This is a genomic window from Niabella sp. CPT15-335-S11 (genome assembly GCF_058792415.1).
Genome location: NZ_JBYTEI010000001.1, coordinates 574,946 through 594,923, shown reverse-complemented (window position 1 = coordinate 594,923; position 19,978 = coordinate 574,946). Strand labels below are relative to the sequence as shown.

Genomic DNA, 19,978 nt, shown 5'->3' with positions numbered 1-19,978 from the left:
TGGAGGATTAGATACCTCTCATCTCCACATTTTTGATGGTGATGGAGGGATTAGAGCCGCTGCCCGATTTAATGACCAGATAGATGAGGCCTGAGGTTGGGAAACTTACAGGCTTTCCATCGCCATCGCACTGAATAACTGACAGTAATCCGGAGAAAGGAGTGGTCCCGCAACCGGCCCAGGTATTGATGGCCAGTCTTTTTCCGCCGACTGAGTAATCGCTGCCCTGTACGGGCGGAGTGGGTGAAGCAAAAACCTCAAACCAGCAGTCTTGAATACCTACGGGGCTTGAAACCACCATATCAATTTTGTATTTTTTGTTGGCCACCACATTAATTGCCTGGTAGAGACCTGCCTGGTTCCAGCCGCTGGGCGAAACTGTGGCACTTCCCACATTAAATTTCCAGATACTGGCGGGGTCGGTGTCACCAATCTTCAACAGGGTCCATTTGGCATAGTCGGCTGCGTTGGCGAATTTGCCGCCTTGAACCAGATTTCCTGCTGCAGGGTCGGAGGTGGCGACGGTAACATTCTGGGTTGCAGAAAATGCGGCACCGCCTTTTCCAACTGCATAATGCGTGATAGTGTAAGCACCTGCATCAGGCAGGAATATTTCCCGGCTGGGAGGCCCGATGGCGGCACCGGCGCCATCACCCAAATCCCATTTAGACAAAATATAGGAGCTGTCGGCAGACCGGGCGATAAACCTATTGGCGTTACCAGACACTGGGGTTACAGTGAAGGCCGCGTTTAAAGACGTTTCCGTTAATCCTGGGTTTGTAACCTTTGGTTTACTGCAACCAAAATAAGCGCTTAAACCGGCTACCAGGAAAAGGAAGGATATTATTTTTATCGATTTCATGTGTAGAGTATTGTATTTTCAATGGTCACATGGAATTTACCATAGAAAATTTTCATCGCGGCTCGTATAAATGTGCTCGAAAATTTTTATGGACATTTCATGTGTAAATTTTTTTTAACTGTTGGCTATCATCGGATCAGATTTCTTTTCAACAGTTTTTAATCATTAATTGTACCCTGGGTTTTGCACGAGTTTTGTGCCGCGGAGTTCGCGACTGGGTATGGGGAACACTTCGCTTTTTCCGCTGACAAACCCGCGGGAGGCCAGTTTGGATGCGGCATCGCCCCATCTTACCAGGTCAAACCAACGTTGGCCTTCAGCGGCCAGTTCCAGCCGGCGTTCCAGTTTGATAGCGTTCAAAGTTACCGGTACGGAAGGTAGTCCCACTCTTGCTCTGACTGCATCCAAAAGGGCCTGTGCCCTGGCTCCGGTAGCCCCAAGGGCTTCGGCTTCCATCAGGTAGGTATCGGCCAGCCGGATCACGTAAGTGTTTTGTTTGTAGTTCAGCTCTTTCGCACCACCACCCGTGGTTACGTCAGAAGTACGGGGCAGGAACTTATTGATAAAATATCCCGTATTCATGTATCCTTCAATATAATCAGCCTGGTTGGCGGCTTTCAGCGCTTTTAAGTCAAATACCGTGGCGCCAAATCTGGGATCATTTTTGATGGCGTCATAGAAGTTTTGGGTGAATACATTGAAGCTCCATCCGGAAGGAAGATCGGGTGCGGTGGAACCTGACGGCCTTGAATAGCTACGCGGGCCGATCATGACGTTGTAGGAGTTACCCTCATCTCTTCCTGAACCCCAGAATCCCCAGTCTGCATTGCTCTTGGCACTGTGGGTTTCCTCAATGATCGATTCTGTGTTGAATTTATTAGCAACCACCCAGAGACTGGCAAAATTGCTCAGGAGTTTGTACCCGTAAGCGCTGGTTCCGCCAGGTGTGCCATTTACTTCGGCCAGTTGTGCTGCCGCAAGCTGGTTTTTGTTTTCAAACAGGTAAACCTTTCCCAGCAGGGCTTTCGCGCCACCCCTGGTCATCCTGCCCAGCTCTGAACTGGTCAGTGTGATTGGCAGGTCTGGAGCGGCTTCACTAAGGTCTTTCTCTATTTGCGCATAGACAGCTTCGGGTTTAGCCTGTGTAACATCGTACATCGTGGTGGCCGTGAGGGGTTCCAGGATCAGCGGAATGTTCTTAAACAACCGGACCAGGTTGAAATAATACAGAGCCCTCAGCGTTTTAGCTTCCGCCGCAAACCTCTTTTTTGTAGCGTCCGGCATTTGAATATTGGGCATTTTGCTCAGCAGGACATTAGCTTTAAAAATTCCCTGGTAAGGGTCGTTCCAGTAGCTCTCAGCCATCAGGTCTGCCGTCATGGTATAATTGGAAAATGACTGAAGCTGCATACCATCTGTCGCGCCACCGCCACCGGCATAATGGTCATCGGACCCAGAATTCATCAGGGCCAGCATATTTTCAAAACCGCCGGAATTCTTTCGCATGGCGTCATATACGCCAACCAAAGCCGCATAGGCCTGGCCTTCATCCGCATAGTAGTTTTGCGAAAGAAACTGGCCTTTGGGGTCTATTTCCACAAAACTTTTGGAGCAGGAGACCACAGTAGCAAGGACAGTAGCCAAAAGCAAGGGAATATATATTTTCTTTTTCATGTTTCTAGAGATTTGAATTTAGAATTGTAATTGGATACCACCCAGAATGGTTCTTGCCTGAGGATAAACCCCTTTGTCAATGCCATAGACACTACCTCCGATTTCAGGATCATACCCCGTGTACCTGGTAAGAGTAAACAGGTTCTCGGCTGTAATATAGAGCCGGAGCTTGCTTACGCCTAACCGCTGGAAGTAATTGGCAGGGAATGAATATCCAACCTGAACAAGCTTCAGGCGGGCGTAATCACCATTTTCCAGGTAGAAGTCAGACATCCTCCCGTAGTTGCGGTTTGGATCTGATGCGGTGACCCTGGGATATGTATTGGTGGAGCCATCGCCGGTCCATCTGCCCAGGATCTTGGTTTGATAATTCGCATCGATAATATCCAGTCTTCTGAGACCCTGGAATATCTTAACGCCGGCAACGCCCTGGGTAAACATCGAGAAATCAAAGCCCTTATAGTCCAGGTTTACCGTAAACCCGTATGTGTATTTTGGTATACTGTTTCCCAGGAAGGTCTTATCCAGGTCGTTGTTAGTGATCTTTCCATCACCATTGATGTCGACCCATTTGAAATCGCCGGGTTTGGCATTTGGTTGCAACAACTGGCCGTCTTTATTTCTGTATGCGTTTATTTCAGCATAATTCTGGAAAATACCATTGGTCTTATATCCAAAAAATGCGTTATACGACTGGCCTTTCTGGATTCGGGTTACGGGCCCCATAGTCTGGAAACTTGCATCACCGGCTATGAAATTGACATCAGTAGCCACATAAGTAACTTCGTTTTTCAGGTAGGAGAAATTACCATTTGCCGAAAGATTAAGTTCTCCGAATCTCTTACGGTAGATCAGTTCCACTTCAACGCCCGTATTTTGCATATCTGCGACGTTACCCACCGGAGATGAAGAAACGCCTACATATCCTGGTATCGTAATCGGTCTCAGAATACCTGTTGTCTTCTTTTTATAATAATCGAAGTTTAAGTTCAGGTTATTAAAAAGCTGTGCTTCGAAACCAATATTGGCCTGTGATGTTTCTTCCCATCTCAGATCCGGGTTATCCAGGGATGCGGGTGCATAACCCGTTGTGATATCCTCGTTATTGCCAATGGTATAATTGAAACCACCGTTTACAGTGGAGACATAACCGAAGTTCCGGATAGCATCATTACCAACAACCCCGTATCCACCGCGGATCTTGAGGCTGTTAATAATATCGTTGGCTTGCCAGAATTCTTCTTTGTTTACTGCCCATCCCATGGAGAAGGATGGGAACACTCCATATTTATTATTAATACCAAACCGGGAGGAACCATCTCTCCGCAGGATACCAGTGAAGAGGTATTTTTCCATGTAATCGTAGTTGATCCGTCCAAACAAGGAGGATAATTTATGTTCAACCCTGTCTGAAGTCCAGGAACTACGGCTTGTCTGGGGGATATCGAAGTTCAGCGAAGCGTCCTTGTAGCTGGTAATTGGTAGATTATACAGTGTAACACCGGAACCACTACCAATATTTTCTACATACGCGCCCTGTCCCAGCAGCACGGTCAAATTATGGGGGCCGAAGCGTTTAGCGTAGGTGATGGTATTTTCGATATTCCAGTTAAAGGCTTTTTCCGAGGAATGATAGTAATTATTCTGATCAGTTTTTTGGGTTGCCGCGAGATAGAAAACGGGTGTAAACGCCTGTGATCCCCAATAGGACAGCTTTCCGCCGAGTGTGGATCTCACTTTGATGTCTTTGGTCACGGCAGCTTCGAGGTAGGTATTGCCAACAATATCATCGGACCAGCCATATCCGCCCAGGCGGGTTTGAATATAGGCCAGTGGATTTGTCATTTCCTGCCCCACCAGTGTAGAAATCCCGTAAGGGTTCCCGTTGGCATCGCGCATTACTTTGTTGACGCTGTAAGGCGCTGCACCAGCCACTTTTGGATCGGTGATCACCAGCTTGGTCATCGGGTCCAAATTGATGGCAGAACTGAGTGGTCCGCCATACTCACTATTTGTATTTCCCAGTCCGGTAGATTTCTGGTGGGTATATCCAACAGCTTCTCCGAATGTAAATACTTTCGAGATCTTATGGGTGGAGTTCAGCCGGAGGCTCTTTTTATTATACCTGGAAATATCGGTTGCTACGATACCCTCCTGGTCCGAGAGCCCGAAAGAGAGATAGAAAGTTGAGCGCTCGCCGCCGCCACTCAGACTCACCTCGTGATTAGATCTCTTCGCGCTGTTATTGAAGATTTCTTTTTGCCAGTCTGTACCAGCTCCAAAGCTGGAGGGGTCTGTAAACCGGAGCCCTGCGCCATCATTAACTGCGCGTTCATTCAGGATAGAAGCGTATTGAGTCGCATTCAACAGATCCAGTTTCTTGGCGGGTGAGGAGATGCCATAGAATCCATTATAAGAAACGGTGAGCTTCCCTGCTTTTCCTTTTTTGGTTGTAATAAGGATAACGCCGGTTGCGGCCCTGGTTCCGTAGATAGCTGCGGAGGCTGCATCTTTCAGCACCTCGATTGATTCAATATCCGATTGGTTCAGGTAGGCAATACCGCCCTGATCAACTACAACGCCGTCAACAACCCAAAGCGGATTGTTTCCTCCATCTCCAAAGGTTGTCACACCTCGTACCCTGATAGTAGAAGCGGATCCTGGCTGACCTGAATTCTGGGCGATGGTCACACCTGATACACGGCCCTGCAAGGCTTGTTCAACGCGTCCGTTAGGGACGTTTTCCAGGTCACGGGCCTTCACACTTGAGATGGCACCTGTTACCACACTTTTCTTTTGAACACCATAGCCCACCACCACTACCTGGTCCAGCACCTGCTGCGAGGGAACCATTCGTATGGTAACTTCTGAGCGACCTGCTAAGGGTACTTCCTGGTCAACGTAACCGACAAATGAAATGAGCAGTGTTGCGTTATTATCGGGTGCTGTAAGTGTAAACCGACCGTTTCCATCGGTGGTGGTTCCTGTCCTTGTTCCGCGAACAATAATGGAAACACCTGTCATGGTGATCCCGGATTCATTCAGCACTTGTCCGGTAATGGGTACATCCGGGGGGGCATTTGGGGAAGTTGAAATGATGACGAATAAGTTTTTTCCCACCTGTTTATAGGTAAGTTCATTACCAGCAAGCAGGTTGTCCAGCGCAGTTGTTACCCCAACCCCTTCGGCCTTAAAATCCACTTTCGTCCTGAGTGTCCTGACATCGTAATTGTACAGGAACCGATAGCTTCCCTGCTTTTCAATAGCGTTCAGCACCTTCCTGATCTCTGTGTTTTTGAGTTTCAGGAAAATATTCTGAGCGCTTGACTCTGAGGCTTTCACCTGGAAAGCAGAGAGCAGGATGATAAAAACAGCAAGCTTCATAATAAGAAGTGTTTTCAGAAGCGACCGTATAGGGAATAGTCTTCCCAATGGTTCACTTTTTTTCATACTTTTGATTTTAATAGTTAAACAATAGGAAACAACCTTTACTTCAATGTCTGTTTCCGTTTATCTTAGGGCCGGTCAATGTTGCAGCATTTTCCGGCTTTTCAGTACTTATTTCCTGATCTTCACAACATTTCCATCAATTTCATACCTGAAAGGCGTGATCAGTTGCAGCGCCTGTAATGCCTGCTCCAGGGTTTCGTCCTCGAATACCCCACGAAGGCGGTAGTTTGCCAGGTTTTCATTTTCAAAACTAAAACGCACATTATACCAGCGTTCCATTTTCGCAGCCAGTTCGCGGAAGGTATCCCCTTCAAAAATCAGCCGGTTGTGTACCCATGCCGTTTCTATTCTGTCTGGTTCGCTGATGTGATCTGGCAGGTTCAGTACGGTTGCGGCAGATTTTCCGGTTGTGACGGCTTTCTCATTTCTGGGGGGAGTACCGGGATCGGGTGCGTCAACGCTGCCTGCTTTCGAGAATACCAGTTTTTCACTGGGCCGCAAAATGATTTTCGGCGCTTCTGGCTTGGTCTTGTCGGTCACTTCTACCAATCCATGAATCAACGTGGTTTCGATCGTGTTATCGTCCTTGTAGGATTTAACGTTAAAGGCGGTTCCCAGGACCCTGATGTCGATAGCTGTGGTATGAACGATAAAGGGTCGTTTCTTATCTTTCACTACGTCGAAAAATGCTTCTCCGTCCAGCGTAACCTCCCGGAGTTTACCCCCGAACCTCCGGTCAAAGACCAGCTTGCTGTTTGAATTCAGCCATACTTTAGACCCATCCGGGAGTAAAAGGCGCGATTTGGATCCTTTTGCAGCCACGATCGTTTCCAGCGCATTGTTTTCAAAACCTGGCTTGCCGCTAAAATAAAAGAACCAGGTACCAAGCAGTACTGCTCCGGCAAGGATGGCCGCCATAGCGGCAATTTTCAGCGTGAACCTGATCCGAGAACGTTTGGGGCCCTGCACCCTTTTAAGATCGGGTGTAATGACTTCTCCGTTCTGCGCTGCTTTCAGAATATTTTCGAAATGAAGATCTGCTTTCTTATTAATAATAGAAACGGGAGTATAATCGTTCCAATAGGTATGTAAAACCCCCAGGAGGAATTGATTGCCCGGATCATCCTTGATCCGATCATCCAGTTCAGCGAGTTCTTCCACAGTGGCTTCCCCCGCGAATTTTCTAGATAGTAGTATAGCAAGTCTTTCTTCCATGCTGGCCTGTTATTTATATAGACAAGAAACAGACCTGAGGACACTAGATGGATTCGGATTTTTTTTTCTTTTTTTTGGGAAAATAATCAAATTCGGCCCTGACCGTCTCACTGATCCGCTTTACGGCGTTTACCATTTGCGCATCTACTGTGTGGATAGAGATGTTAAGGATTTCAGCAACTTCTTTATATTTCAAGCCATCCTCGCGTACAAGTTTAAAAATGATCTTACACTTCGGTGGAAGGTTTTCTACGGAAGTTTGGATCTTTTTTAGGATTTCGGAGGAAATCAGGTTCTGTTCCGGTGTTTCGTTTTGTTCAAGTTGAATATTGACAAAATCGAAAGGCTCCGTGAGCAGCTCGCGGGTTTTGCGCGAAAGATAATTTAAAGAAGTGTTTTTAATGGATGTGTAGAGATAGGTAGTCAGGTTCCTGATCTCGGGCAGCGTTTCACGGTTTTTCCAGATCCTGACAAAAACCTCATCCATGATTTCCAGCGCTGTTTCTTTATTGCCGGATATCGAGTAGGCGAAGTGAGTCAGTTTCTCTGCAAAAAAATCGAAGAGTAGCCGGAATGCCCTGAGATCTCCCGCCGCTATTTGTAACTGCCATTGGTAAAGCCTATTTTCTTGTATGGAGTCGTATGTTTCCATTGAAGAACAATCCGGCAACTAAGGTATGTACTTTTTGATTTAATTAACAGAATTTATTATTTAAGCCAGGTCACTTTCCCAGACTTTACATCGGCTGAGCTTGTGCCGATCATGATCTCGAACTCACCGGGCTCCCAATTGTATTGTAGTGCCTGGTTGTAAAATTTAAGATCCTCCGGTGTGATGCTGAAGCTTACCGTTTTGGATTCCCCGGCTTTCAGCCACACCTTCTGAAATCCTTTCAGTTCTTTTACGGGACGCGTGACACTACCCACCATATCGCGGATATACAACTGTACGACCTCCGAACCGTCGTAAGAACCGCTATTCGTAAGCTTCACGCTGGCCCTGAGTGTCTGGTTGCCTCTGAGACTGGTACTGCTGAGGTTTAAATTTCCATAATCAAATCTGGTGTAACTCAGCCCGTAACCAAAGGGATAAACCGGGTCGTTTGACACGTCCAGGTAGTTACCACGGAATTTTTGGAACCACTTGCCTTCAGCCAGTGGACGCCCCGTATTTTTATGATTATAATACAGAGGTACTTGTCCAACATTCTGCGGGAAAGTGGCAGAAAGCTTTCCCGACGGATTCACATTCCCAAACAACACATCGGCAATCGCATTGCCGGCTTCCGTCCCACCGAACCATACATTCAGGATCGCGGGGATATGTTCGTTTTCCCATTTTAATGCCAGCGGCCTGCCGGTAAACAACACCACTACAACCGGCTTTCCAGTGTTCATCAGCGCTTTCAGCATGTCTTTTTGTATCTGCGGAATTTCAATGTCTGTCCGGCTACTACTTTCGCCCGTCATTTCTGCAGATTCACCCACGGCGGCAATGACCAAATCCGAATTTTTTGCTGCGGTGAGCGCCTCATCCAGGATAACGCTGGCGGGCCGGTTATCTCTTTTTAATTGTTTGCCAAAGACGGTCACACGCTGTTGAAATGCCGGTTCCGCATCCAGGTTGGCACCCAGTGCGTAGTTGATCTTCACCTGATTGCCGGCTACCTGACGGATCCCATCGATTAGGGAAACAGATTTCGAGAAGTTAGCCGCCACACTCCAGGTGCCGGTCATGTTTTCCCGGTTATCTGCCAGTGGGCCGACCAACGCGATGGAACCCGATTTTTTAAGCGGCAGGAGTTGTCCCTGGTTTTTCAACAACACAAAACTCTGTGCCGCAATTGCTCTCGCCTCCTTCCGGTTGGCCTCCGTAAATATTTCTTTGGCTGCCCTGTTCGGATCACAGTATTTATAGGGGTTTTCAAATAATCCCAGTTTGTATTTTGCCTCAAGTACATGCCGGCAAGCCAGGTCAATTTCCTGCAGCGTAACTTTCTTTTCGCTGAGGGATTTTTTGAGGGTTGTCAGGAACCCTTCTCCCACCATGTCCATATCAATACCCGCTTTCAGCGCCAGCGCCGAAACCATTTGAAGGTCACCCATACCGTGGTCAATCATTTCGTTAACACCGGTATAATCGGATACAGTAAATCCTTTAAAACCCCACTGTTTTCTCAACACGTCAGTCAGCAGCCATTTGTTCCCTGTGGCAGGAACGCCATCCACCTCGTTGAAAGAAGCCATCACACTACCCACACCTGCATCCACGGCTGCTTTGTAAGGTGGGAAGTATTCGTTGTACATCCGGATATGACTCATGTCGACCGTGTTATAATCCCGGCCTGCTTCTGACGCGCCGTACAACGCATAGTGTTTTACACAGGCCATGATATTGTAATTCTTGCTAAGATCTCCCTGGTAGCCTCTTACCATCGCTTTTGCTATTTGGCTGCCCAGGTAGGGATCTTCTCCACTTCCTTCTGCAACGCGCCCCCAGCGCGGATCGCGGGATATGTCCACCATCGGACTGAATGTCCAGCTAATTCCGGCTGCGCTAGCTTCCCGGGCGGCAATCTCAGCACTGCGCTGAATGGCTTTCATGTCCCAGCTACACGATAGTCCCAGGGGAATGGGAAAGACAGTCTCGTAACCATGTATGACATCCATCCCAAATAGTAACGGGATCTTCATCCGGCTTTCTTCAACGGCAACTTTCTGTATAGCCTTTATTTTATCAACCCCTTTAATGTTAAATAGTCCGCCCACTTTTCCTTCCCGGATCTTTCCCGCAATATTTGAACTCTGAGCCAGTCCGGTCGTAATATCACCGGCGGCAGGCAGGTTGAGCTGACCGATCTTTTCATCCAGTGTCATTTTTTTCATCAACCCGCTGACGTAGGCGTCCATTTTTTGGGCGCTGACCTGGCCCTCTACTGTTACCAGCAGGAACAGGAAGGACAAGGTCGTAACTGAAAAAAGTCTTAAAGTCTTCATATGCGTATTTTTTACTATAAATAATCGGATCGTTTTGACGGGTGTCGACCGGCTCAATCTAAGTTTTTATTTCATTATGAGGGTCGGTCTCATGATCTCCCGTTTGTCGAGGTAGGGTCTCATGAGTTGCTGCCAGATCTTGTACCCCTTTGGATTCATGTGCAGGCTATCTTTTAAAAATATTTCAGGTTTGGGCTGGCCATCTTTCTGCAACATAGCATGATATGCATCGATGAAAGAGGCCGAGGTTTGTGTTTTTAAATACTGGCGGATCATTTGATTGGTCTCGTCGAACTTAGGCATCAGGTGTCTGCGGCTGGGACTGGGTTTCATGGATACATAGGCAAAAGGAACTTTCGGATATCTTGCCCGTATCTGCAGAAACAGGGCTTTAAATCTGCCAAAAACATCGGCGGGGCTAAGCTGTGCATTACCGGCGAAGTCGTTTTCACCACAGTACATAACTATTTGCCTGGGCTGATAGGGAAAAATAACGTCGTAGCGGTACCTCATGAGGTCCAAAAGCGTGGATCCGCCAAAGGCACGGTTCAGGATATGGTAGCCTGGGAAATATTCGTTTACATCTTTCCACATCGTGAAGGAAGACGAGCCGATAAAAAGAATTTGTCCGCTGCCTGGGAAGGCCAGGCTGTCAGCCGTATTGAACTTCCGTATATCATTCCAAAAAGGAAAAGGTTCCTGTGCCGTTAATGAATTGGCGGTCAGAACGGCGCTGACCAGGATCATAAAGAGTTTTTTCATCATGCTGCTTTAAGTTATTATTCTACTTTTAGTATATTGGTTCTTTCGCTTACGCCATTTTCGTTAATGGCTTCGATGCAATAGTAATACGTTTTTTTGGAATCCATGCCCTTCATCCAATACTCATTGTTCGAATGTACCATAATGCAATTGTATAGTTTATCCGGTGCAATGCCATAATAAATGTTATAAGCATAAGCATCGTCTGAAGGTCGCCATTTGATATAGGCGCTGCGCGGATCCTTTTCCGTTCTCAATACGATAAAGTTCTGCACGGGCGAAGGTTTGTTTCCGTGGCCGTTTCCAAAGACCCGCAGTCCACTGATGGCAAACAGGCCGGTAGGCATGTGGATGTTTTCCAGTCTGATATACCTGGCTTCCACCGGTTTTTCCAATTCTACATAGTCGTGCGGAACATCGGTCTTGTTCCTGCTCTTATCTACCAAAACTTTCCATTTCTTCCCATCGGTGGAATAGTAAAGGATGTACTGGTGGAACTGGTTGGTGAATTTTCCCAGCCGGTCCTGGCCCACATCCTGATCTGCATAATTGATCTGTACTGCATGAACGGTGGAGACGCTGCCCAGGTCGGTTTGAATCCATTCGCCTTTGTTGCCGGTACGCGCACTCCAGTAGGTTTTGATCAGTTCGTCCACCGCCTGGTTTGGGTGGTAGCCGCCGAGTGTGGAAGAAACCTGAACCGGTTTGTTATAATTCAAAAGCATCCATCCCGGTCCGGTTTTGCCGCGGTTTGCGGTAGGCAGGTAAGCGGGGTAATCGCCGAAAGCGGTATTGCACCACATCACGCCGTCTTTATCAAAACCAGCGGGCCAGATCCCGATGCGGCGCTCAAAGGTGTTTTTTACTGAGATCACTGTGGTGGATACATGCCAGTACTGCCCGGAATTATCTTGAAAAGTAGCGCCATGCCCCGCGCCCCGCACAAATCCGCCTACTTTGGAACTGTAGGGGTCAGACTGCGCAGTGAACGGACCCAGGGGCGTATTGCCGACCACCACACCGTCGGAGTAACCGCTGAACTCCGTGCCGGGTGCGCCGTACTGGAGATAGTATTTACCGTTGTGTTTCGTCATCCAGGCGCCTTCTATGAAGGCATCCAGGAAGGTGTTGTCATTATATTCGCCAAAACGCTGCCATCCGTAGCGCCAGCCCTGCAGGAAATACATTTCCTTACGGGTGCCGATCGGTTGGAAGGTATGGCGGTTGAGTTCTATCCCGTATAATGGGTATACGTTGCTGCTGCCGTTGTACATGTAAAACCTGCCGTCATCATCAGTAAAAAATGCAGGGTCCCATCCGCCGATCTCAAAAGAATCAATGAGGGGTTTCCATTGGTTTTCCTTAGGATTAGTACTCATCCACAGGGTAAAATTCCGGGTGTAAGTAGAGCCAAATACAAGCATCGTATCACCTACGATACCTACGGCGGGAGCACACAATTCATCGTAGGTACCCGTGTTCCATGGCCGCAGAAATTTTTTTGAAATAAAGGTCCAGTTCAGCATGTCTTTACTCCACCAGTATCCCCATTGATTTGTACTAAATAAATAATAATCGCCTTTATAATTAACAATAACCGGATCGGCTGTTGCGCGGTGCCGCCCCCAGGTAGCGAAATTGGGAATGGGCGTGTATCCGTAGTCGATATTGATCGGATTGCAATAAGTTTTTTGCTGTGCCGTTATCCCGGTAAAACTAAATAGTGCCACGATGGCCAACAAGATATTTTTTCTCATTTTCGGTTTTTTTTGAAAATGCATCAATTATTCTGTCTCTTCCGACCAGGTCCCGCGATCCTATTTTATCTAAAGCGGGTACATTCAAACTCCCTTCGACGAACGCCATCCAGATTGCCAACACGCCTTTATCTAAAGTAAGTGCTTTCAAATCCCAGTTTTTTCAGGCCGCGCTGCACTTCCGGGCTGCTCATAAAAAGATTCCAGAGCAGGCCTGTCCGGTAGTTCTCAATCATAACAACGATCGGGCCCTGGTCGATGGCCAGATGGCTCCCTGCGTACCAGTTGCGGGTTTCATTGAACGCATCGGTAAACCCATATTCAGTCCAGATCTTATTTCCTAGGGTGCTATAATAATAGCGCAATGCCTTCATGCTCTTGTCGGGCGTGTAGGGGAAGGCGGACAAGGCTGCGGTGGGCGTTATCGTGCCGTTGTCATTTTTTGGTTGATGTGCGCTGTAGCCGTCAGGGTCGTCGCTGGCAGTGAGACCCCAAGCGTTTGGTCCATATCCTTTGAAGGCTTTGGGATTATCCACGCAATAGGAATAATTGATGAGGGTGTGATTTTGGTTTTGTTCCCAATAGTCTGCGTACCGGTCCCGGAGGCCCTTTGGGCTTAGTCCCAGGAATGAGTAATGGGAAAAGAAAAGTGGTCCGCCGTAGTCGTACCCTAGCGGCAATGTGTAGTTATAGAATTTTTTGCCGTTTTTGAAGAAATCACTTTGTGCCCAACCGTTTGTATAAACGCGGCTGGATACCGGGTAACGGTCTGCCGAAGCGGCCAGCACGTAAGTAATCAGGCATTCATTAAATCCGCGAAGCGGAAAATTCATGGCCCATCCGTTATTGGGGCTCCAGTGCCAATACAGGACTTCCCTCCCTTCTCGTGTGAACCAGTCCCATTCCACATCGTTCCAGAGAGAATTGATGCGACCTCTCAGTTCGCGCTCAACAGGTATATCCTGGTTGAAATATTGGCGGGCACAGAGGAGTCCCTGCAGGAGGAAAGAAGATTCCACCAGGTCAGCGCCGTCGTCTTTACGGCTGAACGGGATGGTTTTACCAGTCTCGCCATTGTACCAATGGGGGAATACGCCGTGGTAGGAATCGGCTTTCGACAGCCATTTCACCATTTTAAGCAGAAAACGGGCTGCTGTATCCCTTTCGATCCAGCGGCGGTTTACACCGGTGACGATGGCCATTACGCCAAAACCGGTACCGCCGGTAGTTACTACTTCTCTGCCGTAGCGAAAAGATTCGTTGCTTCGTTCCCTGGCCATACCGCTGACGGGATGTGCGAAGTCCCAGAAATATCGTAAGGTTTGTTTTTGAACCAGGTCCACGAGTGCTGAATCGGAAATATTGGGATCGATTTTCAGCGTGTAGGGAATGGAGGCTGATTTTTTTACGGATACCTTCTGGGCGGTTGCCTGGAAAGAGAGCGTCAAAAATAAGATCAGTGGGAGCAGAAATTGTTTCACATACATATCGAAAACATTTGTCGTTAACCAGTTTGAAAATCAATTTACAAAGTAACGCATTATGCTTGAATCTTCAATTTCCGCCGATGGTTCCGGGTCGGGCTGTTGACTCATTGGCAGCAGGTTGGTCCTGCGTGGTTTTCAGTTATTTTCTTTTTCTGATGATCGGAGCGAGGCGGTTTCCTGGACTGATTTACGGTTTGCCGAAAGCTGTGGTGGTAAAGTGCGTATTTTATCGAATTTAAACAGCAGGATAAGTCGATTAAAACCCCGTGAATCCCAGGCCTGTGAGCCCTGAACGAACTTCAGGGCAGCTCATAAACAGATTCCAAAGCAAGCCGGTCCGGTAGTTTTCGACCATCACGATGATTGGGCCCTGGTCGATGGCCAGGTATGAATTGGCGAACCAGGGGCCGTTGTTTTTTAATATGTCAAGGGAAAAAGCATCTACAAAACCGTAGTCCTTCCAAATTTTATCCCCCAGGACATAGTAGTAAAATTTTAGTGCAGCCATCGATTCATTTGGGGTGTACGGCATGGATGATATCGCTGCTGTGGGTGCAATATAGCCCTGGTCATTGGCGGGCGAGCTCGCAGTGTAACCACCTTTTATATCGCTGGCGGTGAGGCCCCATACGGAATCGCTGTAGCCGTAATATCCCTTGGGGTTGGATCGGCAATAGTTAAAATTGATAAGTGTGTGGTTGGTGGTCTGGAGGGCATAGTCGGCGTAACTGTCTTTCAATTTTTTCGGGTTGAGGCCCAGGAAGGAATAGTGCTCAAAGAAGAGGGGTCCGCCATAGTCCTCACCCAGCGGCAGGGTATAGCCATAAAAAGTCTTCCCGTTTCTGATTGCGCCATTCCGTGCCCACCCGGCATCGTAGACTGCTTTCGGAATGCCGTAGGTTGTAGAGGTTGCCGCCAGCACATAGGTGATCAGGCACTCATTCCATCCAAGTATTTTCATATTCATGACCCAGCCCTTGTCCTGGCTCCAGTGCCAGTAAAGAACGTCCTGGTTGTTTTGTCTGAACCAGTTCCATTCCACCTTGCCCACGATGCTGTTGATATCTGTGCGCAGGGTGGTTTCTGTTGCGCCGGGATCGTTGAAGTACTGGCGTGCGCAGAGCAGTCCCTGTACCAGGTAAGAGGTCTCTACGAGGTCGGCGCCATCGTCGTTAGCACTGAAGGGAATCACAGCGCCGGTGGTGCCATCGAGCCAATGGGGGAATGCGCCGTGGAAAGTCTGGGCCTGATTTTTCAAGAATGCAACGATAGTCTGCACACGGATCAGCGCTTGCGCGTGTGTGACGAACCCGCGGTCTGCACCCACGATCAGGGCCATGATGCCAAACCCTGAACCTCCGGACGTTACCAGGTTATTGTTTCCATTGCTTCTTTCCCGCGCCAGACCCGAAACGGGATGCGCGAAATCCCAGAAGTATTTGAAGGTCTGTTTCTGTACCAGGGTCAGTAAAGAATCATCACTAATCGGTGTAAATTTCCGGGAAGAGTCCAGTCCCGTTGAGAAACTTTTAGATATAGGCGCCGATAATCTGCCGCCTTCTCTGGAGGCCAGTCCTATTCCAAGTGAAAGATCGTAGCGGGTGAGGAAGTTGAGCCTGGAAGGTCTGAGGATCACGACAGAGTCTCCGTTGTTGAGGGTGCTGCTAAAAGCGGCGTTTGTTCCGCTCCCGTCTGCCAGGACAATACCTGAGGTCAGTGAAGCGGGTTGCAAAGGCTGGGAAAAGCGGAGGCGAATTTCGGGTTGGCTGTTAATGCCTGTATTATCTCCAAGGACAATATTATTAATCGACGATGTAACGAGGGAAATGGTCGCTGGTGGAGCGGGAGGCGGTTTAGATTCCTTTTTACAGGCGATCAGTGACAGAAGTGCGAGCGCACAGGCGATATATTTACCGGACCATATCATACTTAGGGGGATAGCTGAAATTGAAACAATGAATTTTTCTGAGTCAAGGAAGATTCCGTTTACTCATTTAAAGGTAAGAAAGATTCGGGGCTAGCGAATAACGCGGGGATCGGGCTAAGTTTTTTAACCTCTTTCGTGCGGAGACCAGGTAAACCAAAGGTTGTACATCGTAAAGTTGTTTGCGCCTGAAACGGAGGAGGGCGGCCCCTGCGTATATTTGCAGATAATAACGCATAGTACTAACCGCTGCTTTATATACAGACAACGATAAAATATTATGCTGGTAGGGCTTTGCAACCGGCAGGAATTTAATGTAACATAAGTCTATACAGTTTTTCCGGTTCAAAAATAAGGTTGTCTAATATCAGATCCAGGTTGACTTTTATTATATTTGGGTTAAAGTATTGATATGAGTGAGCAAAAAAACGGGGAAGACCTGGAAATTCTGGAGGAAAATCACCAGGGAAGAAATGCGCAGAGAATCCGGATCTATTATAGTATAAAACAGGAAGTGCTTGCCAGGGAATTGGGGATTTCGCAACCGCAACTGTCACAAATAGAAAATCAACCGGTGATAGAAGATAGTATGTTGCAGAAGCTGTCTGTAGCCCTTGGGGTTACGCCGGATCTGATCAGAAAATTCGACGTGGCAAGAGCCATATACAATATCAATCATTATAAAGACTCCACCATAAACGGCGCCAATAATGGAAGCGGTATTGCTCATCAACACATCAATCCGTTGGAAAAGGTGGTTGAGTTATATGAACGTTTGCTTAACAGTGAGCGTGAAAAAATTGAAATCCTGCTAAATGCAAAAAATAGAATTTAAAATATTGCTAATATGGAAATTGAATCAAAATTCCTGGATGGGAACCGGCATGTAGGAGTTAAAATTGGCAGCGTCAGGCGTTTGGTTGGGATCACTCAACTGGAGCTGGCCGAGCGTCTCGGTGTTACTAAACAGGCAGTGTCCAAGCTCGAACAAACAGAACGTGTGGATGATGAGCGCCTGGCCAAAGTGGCGGTGGCACTAGGTGTTAGTCTCGATGGGCTAAAAAATTTCAATACCGAAAATGTTCTTTATTACACCAATAATTTTTATGAGAACTGCGGTGTGCATGCAACAAATGGAGGTATGGTTGGGACAGGCAAGATTGAGACCGTGAACAGTTTTTCGCTTGAACAAGCTGTGAAGCTTTTTGAAGAGTTGATCAAAATGGAGAGGGAAACGTTTAAAGATGTTGCGTCGAAAAAAGGGACCACGCAAACAGGTCCTGTCAAAAACAAAGGAGCAAAGAGTAGAAATTAGATTTCGGAGGACCAGGTTGACCAAAAGATAAAGCAATTAAGTAGCTCTCTTACGGAATTAGACCGGGGGCGACCGGTCTCCTGGTGCCTGCCCCCTGGTCTAACATAAAGTCCGGTTGAGAGAATATTTATTGTTTACCTGTAAAGAGTTGCTGCACTTCCGAAGCGCTTAAGACTTTATTGTAAATTCGGAACTGATCCAGACTCCCCTTAAAAGATAGTGCCCAATCCTGAGCTGTTGCAGCGGAGGTTCGTGATGGATTTGTCTGGAATTGGAAACTGCCCAATACGATACCGTTGAAGTTGTTGAACTTTAATGGTCCGTAGCTTCCATTTTTCAATGTAACGGTCCCGGCCAGCACGGCATCCTTGTACAAGGCAAAAGTTGAATTTGATCCATCATAAGTGGCCACGATATGCGTCCATCTGCCAAGCACATTTTTTATCTTAAACTGATTGTTAGCCACCCACTGCTCAACATCTTTGTTGTAAAGGTGGAATTTAAAAAAAGCTGCGCTGGGATCAGTAGCATCTGAATAGTTTTCTAAAAAGCAGTCGAAATTTCCCCAGAATTTGGATCCATGTGAAATTGAAAACAAACCTTGCGCACCGCCAGCGATGGGCATGGTTGTACCATTCATCCAGAAGGAAAAGCTGACGCTCCCGATATTTTCGATGGTGTCCTTTGGAATTCCAATAAACTTATTGGGATATTTTACGGTGTCGCCAGCAACAGGCAACAGAACGTAACCCCTGAGTCCTATTTGTATAGCCTGCCCTGTAATCCCTGGTCCATAAGAGGTGTTCGACTGGCTGGCTGAAAGTTTATTTTCACCCTGATCCGTCAAATTATTTTCAAACGCGAAAAAACTTTTTAAGGGGTTGTAGGCCGGAGGTTCCGGATCTTTAATGATTTCTCCTAATGGGGGGCGATACATTTTCTGGCAGGAGAAAATGATTCCAACTAGCAGAAAAGCCAAGATATATGTTAGATTCCTTTTCATAATCGGTTACAATTTTTTTTAATAATCTGGGTTTTGCTTTAACACGCCGCCTGATTTATCAATCTCTCCCTGGGGTAAAGGCAATAACCTGTGTTTAATTGCGTAAGCATTTTTTCCCGCAGCATGCATAACGGTAACGTCGATTCCCCACCGCACAATATCCCAAAACCGTTGTTCTTCCATGCCTAGTTCTACAAACCGTTCATGCCGTATAGCATTTCGAATAGCGTTTTGGTCTGTAGTCGTAACAGCGGGCAAAATAGAGTTGTTTCCAGCACGCGCACGTGCTCTGACCATTTCCAAATAGGAAAGGGCATCGGTGGTGTTCTGGGGGCCTCCCAGTTCGTTGGCCGCTTCAGCCGCCATTAGAAGAACATCTGCATACCTTATCAGCCGGTGATTCATCCAACGTCCAAACCGGTTATTCAATGATAATCTGTCGGCAGGATTCGTATATATTTTCATATTCCAGTAGGGTTGTGCAAGTGGGGCCGGATAAGCCGGGACCGCGCCCCCGTAATAGGGATCTGTCTGCCCCGAGAAAAGGATAGTTGCTGCCTTCCGTGGATCACCGGTTTCAAACTCATTGACCAGGATATCGGTGGGTACATTCCATCCCCACCCAAGGTCCCAGGAACCTGAGCCCCTCACTCCCTGCACATTGGCGTAAATAATACCCTGATCGTTAGTAGGCGTGTAATAGGCCTGAATTTCCAAAATGGATTCAGGTCCGTTTTCGCCTTCTCTTGTAAACTGGCTGCGGTAGTTTGGAACCAGGCTATACCGGTTCATACCTATTAAGGTCTTGGCAGCTGTTAGTGCTGAGCCCCAGTTTTTCCGCCATAAAAATGTTCGAACCTGTAGTGCCAACGCCGCGCCCTTGGTTAGCCTGCCAATGTATTTGGGGTCCCAGGTAATCGGCAAAACTTCAGCTGCTTTCTGCAAATCAGCGTCAATTAACGTGAATATTTCACTAACGTCGGCGACCTTCGGAATGTTCAACTGAGCTGCAGTTCCCACAAAATCAATCTTTGGCACCCTGCCGAAGGCCCTAGCCAGATCGAAATAGCAATAGGCCCGGATAAAATTAGCTTCGGCCCTATTGATCAACGTGGATGCATCCGCTTTAGCACCCAAAGAGTCCACGTCTTTAATAATACCGTTTGCTGCATTGATAGCCAAATAGTGATCTCGCCAGAAGGTCTGCAAACCGGCGTTGGTAGCGTCATATTGAAAATCGTCATACATGGCGCCGTGCACGGCACCATCCGAAGGCGTACTTCCTTTTTGTGATTCATCGGATCGGTAGCTGGTGATACCCAGATACAAGTGATCATTAAAGCCGTTTGCTCTAAGGTAGGCATACATCGCAAAGACCTTACTATCTAGTGCGCCTACGCTTACATCTTCTGATGTATATCTACCGAGAGGCTTCCGGTCCAGGAAATTCTTCTTGCAAGAAGAAATGGACAAGACGGTGACAGCAGCTACAAACAGGTACGTTATATAATAAATTTTCATTTTCATGAGTA

14 protein-coding genes are annotated in these 19,978 nt (G+C 47.4%); 2 read left to right on the top strand and 12 right to left on the bottom strand.

What is annotated here, in order from left to right:
* Positions 1–7: 7 nt before the first annotated feature.
* The 10 genes from AC3WS5_RS02390 to AC3WS5_RS02345 form a co-directional block, all read right to left on the bottom strand.
* Positions 8–862 (bottom strand): hypothetical protein, encoded by an 855-nt coding sequence (locus AC3WS5_RS02390; RefSeq protein WP_492465596.1) that lies wholly within the window; start codon positions 860–862, stop codon positions 8–10.
* A gap of 165 nt (positions 863–1,027) precedes the next feature.
* The gene (locus AC3WS5_RS02385; RefSeq protein WP_492465595.1) at positions 1,028–2,536 is read right to left on the bottom strand and encodes a RagB/SusD family nutrient uptake outer membrane protein; all 1,509 of its coding nucleotides are present in this window, start codon (positions 2,534–2,536) and stop codon (positions 1,028–1,030) included.
* Between the two features lie 18 nt (positions 2,537–2,554).
* The gene (locus tag AC3WS5_RS02380; RefSeq protein ID WP_492465594.1) at positions 2,555–5,986 is read right to left on the bottom strand and encodes a SusC/RagA family TonB-linked outer membrane protein; all 3,432 of its coding nucleotides are present in this window, start codon (positions 5,984–5,986) and stop codon (positions 2,555–2,557) included.
* Positions 5,987–6,094: 108 nt separating this feature from the next.
* On the bottom strand, positions 6,095–7,201 hold the full coding sequence (locus tag AC3WS5_RS02375) for a FecR family protein (protein ID WP_492465593.1): 1,107 nt from the start codon (positions 7,199–7,201) through the stop codon (positions 6,095–6,097).
* A 43-nt stretch (positions 7,202–7,244) separates the two neighbouring features.
* Positions 7,245–7,853 carry an RNA polymerase sigma-70 factor gene (locus AC3WS5_RS02370; RefSeq protein ID WP_492465592.1) on the bottom strand — a complete coding sequence of 203 codons (609 nt, stop codon included), beginning with the start codon at positions 7,851–7,853 and terminating at the stop codon, positions 7,245–7,247.
* A gap of 56 nt (positions 7,854–7,909) precedes the next feature.
* Complete coding sequence (gene bglX, locus AC3WS5_RS02365; RefSeq protein WP_492465591.1) at positions 7,910–10,198, bottom strand: beta-glucosidase BglX; 2,289 nt, start codon at positions 10,196–10,198, stop codon at positions 7,910–7,912.
* A gap of 66 nt (positions 10,199–10,264) precedes the next feature.
* Positions 10,265–10,963, bottom strand: a complete 699-nt coding sequence (locus tag AC3WS5_RS02360) for a GDSL-type esterase/lipase family protein (protein ID WP_492465590.1) — start codon at positions 10,961–10,963, stop codon at positions 10,265–10,267.
* A gap of 14 nt (positions 10,964–10,977) precedes the next feature.
* Positions 10,978–12,717 carry a family 43 glycosylhydrolase gene (locus AC3WS5_RS02355; RefSeq protein ID WP_492465589.1) on the bottom strand — a complete coding sequence of 580 codons (1,740 nt, stop codon included), beginning with the start codon at positions 12,715–12,717 and terminating at the stop codon, positions 10,978–10,980.
* Between the two features lie 128 nt (positions 12,718–12,845).
* Positions 12,846–14,204, bottom strand: a complete 1,359-nt coding sequence (locus tag AC3WS5_RS02350) for a glucoamylase family protein (RefSeq protein ID WP_492465588.1) — start codon at positions 14,202–14,204, stop codon at positions 12,846–12,848.
* A gap of 256 nt (positions 14,205–14,460) precedes the next feature.
* Positions 14,461–16,131 carry a glucoamylase family protein gene (locus AC3WS5_RS02345; protein ID WP_492465587.1) on the bottom strand — a complete coding sequence of 557 codons (1,671 nt, stop codon included), beginning with the start codon at positions 16,129–16,131 and terminating at the stop codon, positions 14,461–14,463.
* A gap of 409 nt (positions 16,132–16,540) precedes the next feature.
* Between AC3WS5_RS02345 and AC3WS5_RS02340 the strand changes: the two genes are divergently transcribed.
* Positions 16,541–16,963 (top strand): helix-turn-helix domain-containing protein, encoded by a 423-nt coding sequence (locus AC3WS5_RS02340; protein ID WP_492465586.1) that lies wholly within the window; start codon positions 16,541–16,543, stop codon positions 16,961–16,963.
* 12 nt (positions 16,964–16,975) lie between these two features.
* Positions 16,976–17,443, top strand: coding sequence for a helix-turn-helix domain-containing protein (locus AC3WS5_RS02335; RefSeq protein WP_492465585.1), 468 nt, complete (start codon positions 16,976–16,978; stop codon positions 17,441–17,443).
* Between the two features lie 127 nt (positions 17,444–17,570).
* Here the strand turns inward: AC3WS5_RS02335 and AC3WS5_RS02330 are convergent, their stop codons facing one another.
* Together AC3WS5_RS02330 and AC3WS5_RS02325 are read right to left on the bottom strand one after the other, a co-directional pair.
* A complete protein-coding gene (locus AC3WS5_RS02330) occupies positions 17,571–18,446 on the bottom strand; it encodes a LamG domain-containing protein (RefSeq protein WP_492465584.1) in 876 nt (291 codons plus the stop codon).
* A gap of 18 nt (positions 18,447–18,464) precedes the next feature.
* Positions 18,465–19,973 carry a RagB/SusD family nutrient uptake outer membrane protein gene (locus AC3WS5_RS02325; protein ID WP_492465583.1) on the bottom strand — a complete coding sequence of 503 codons (1,509 nt, stop codon included), beginning with the start codon at positions 19,971–19,973 and terminating at the stop codon, positions 18,465–18,467.
* Positions 19,974–19,978: the final 5 nt, after the last annotated feature.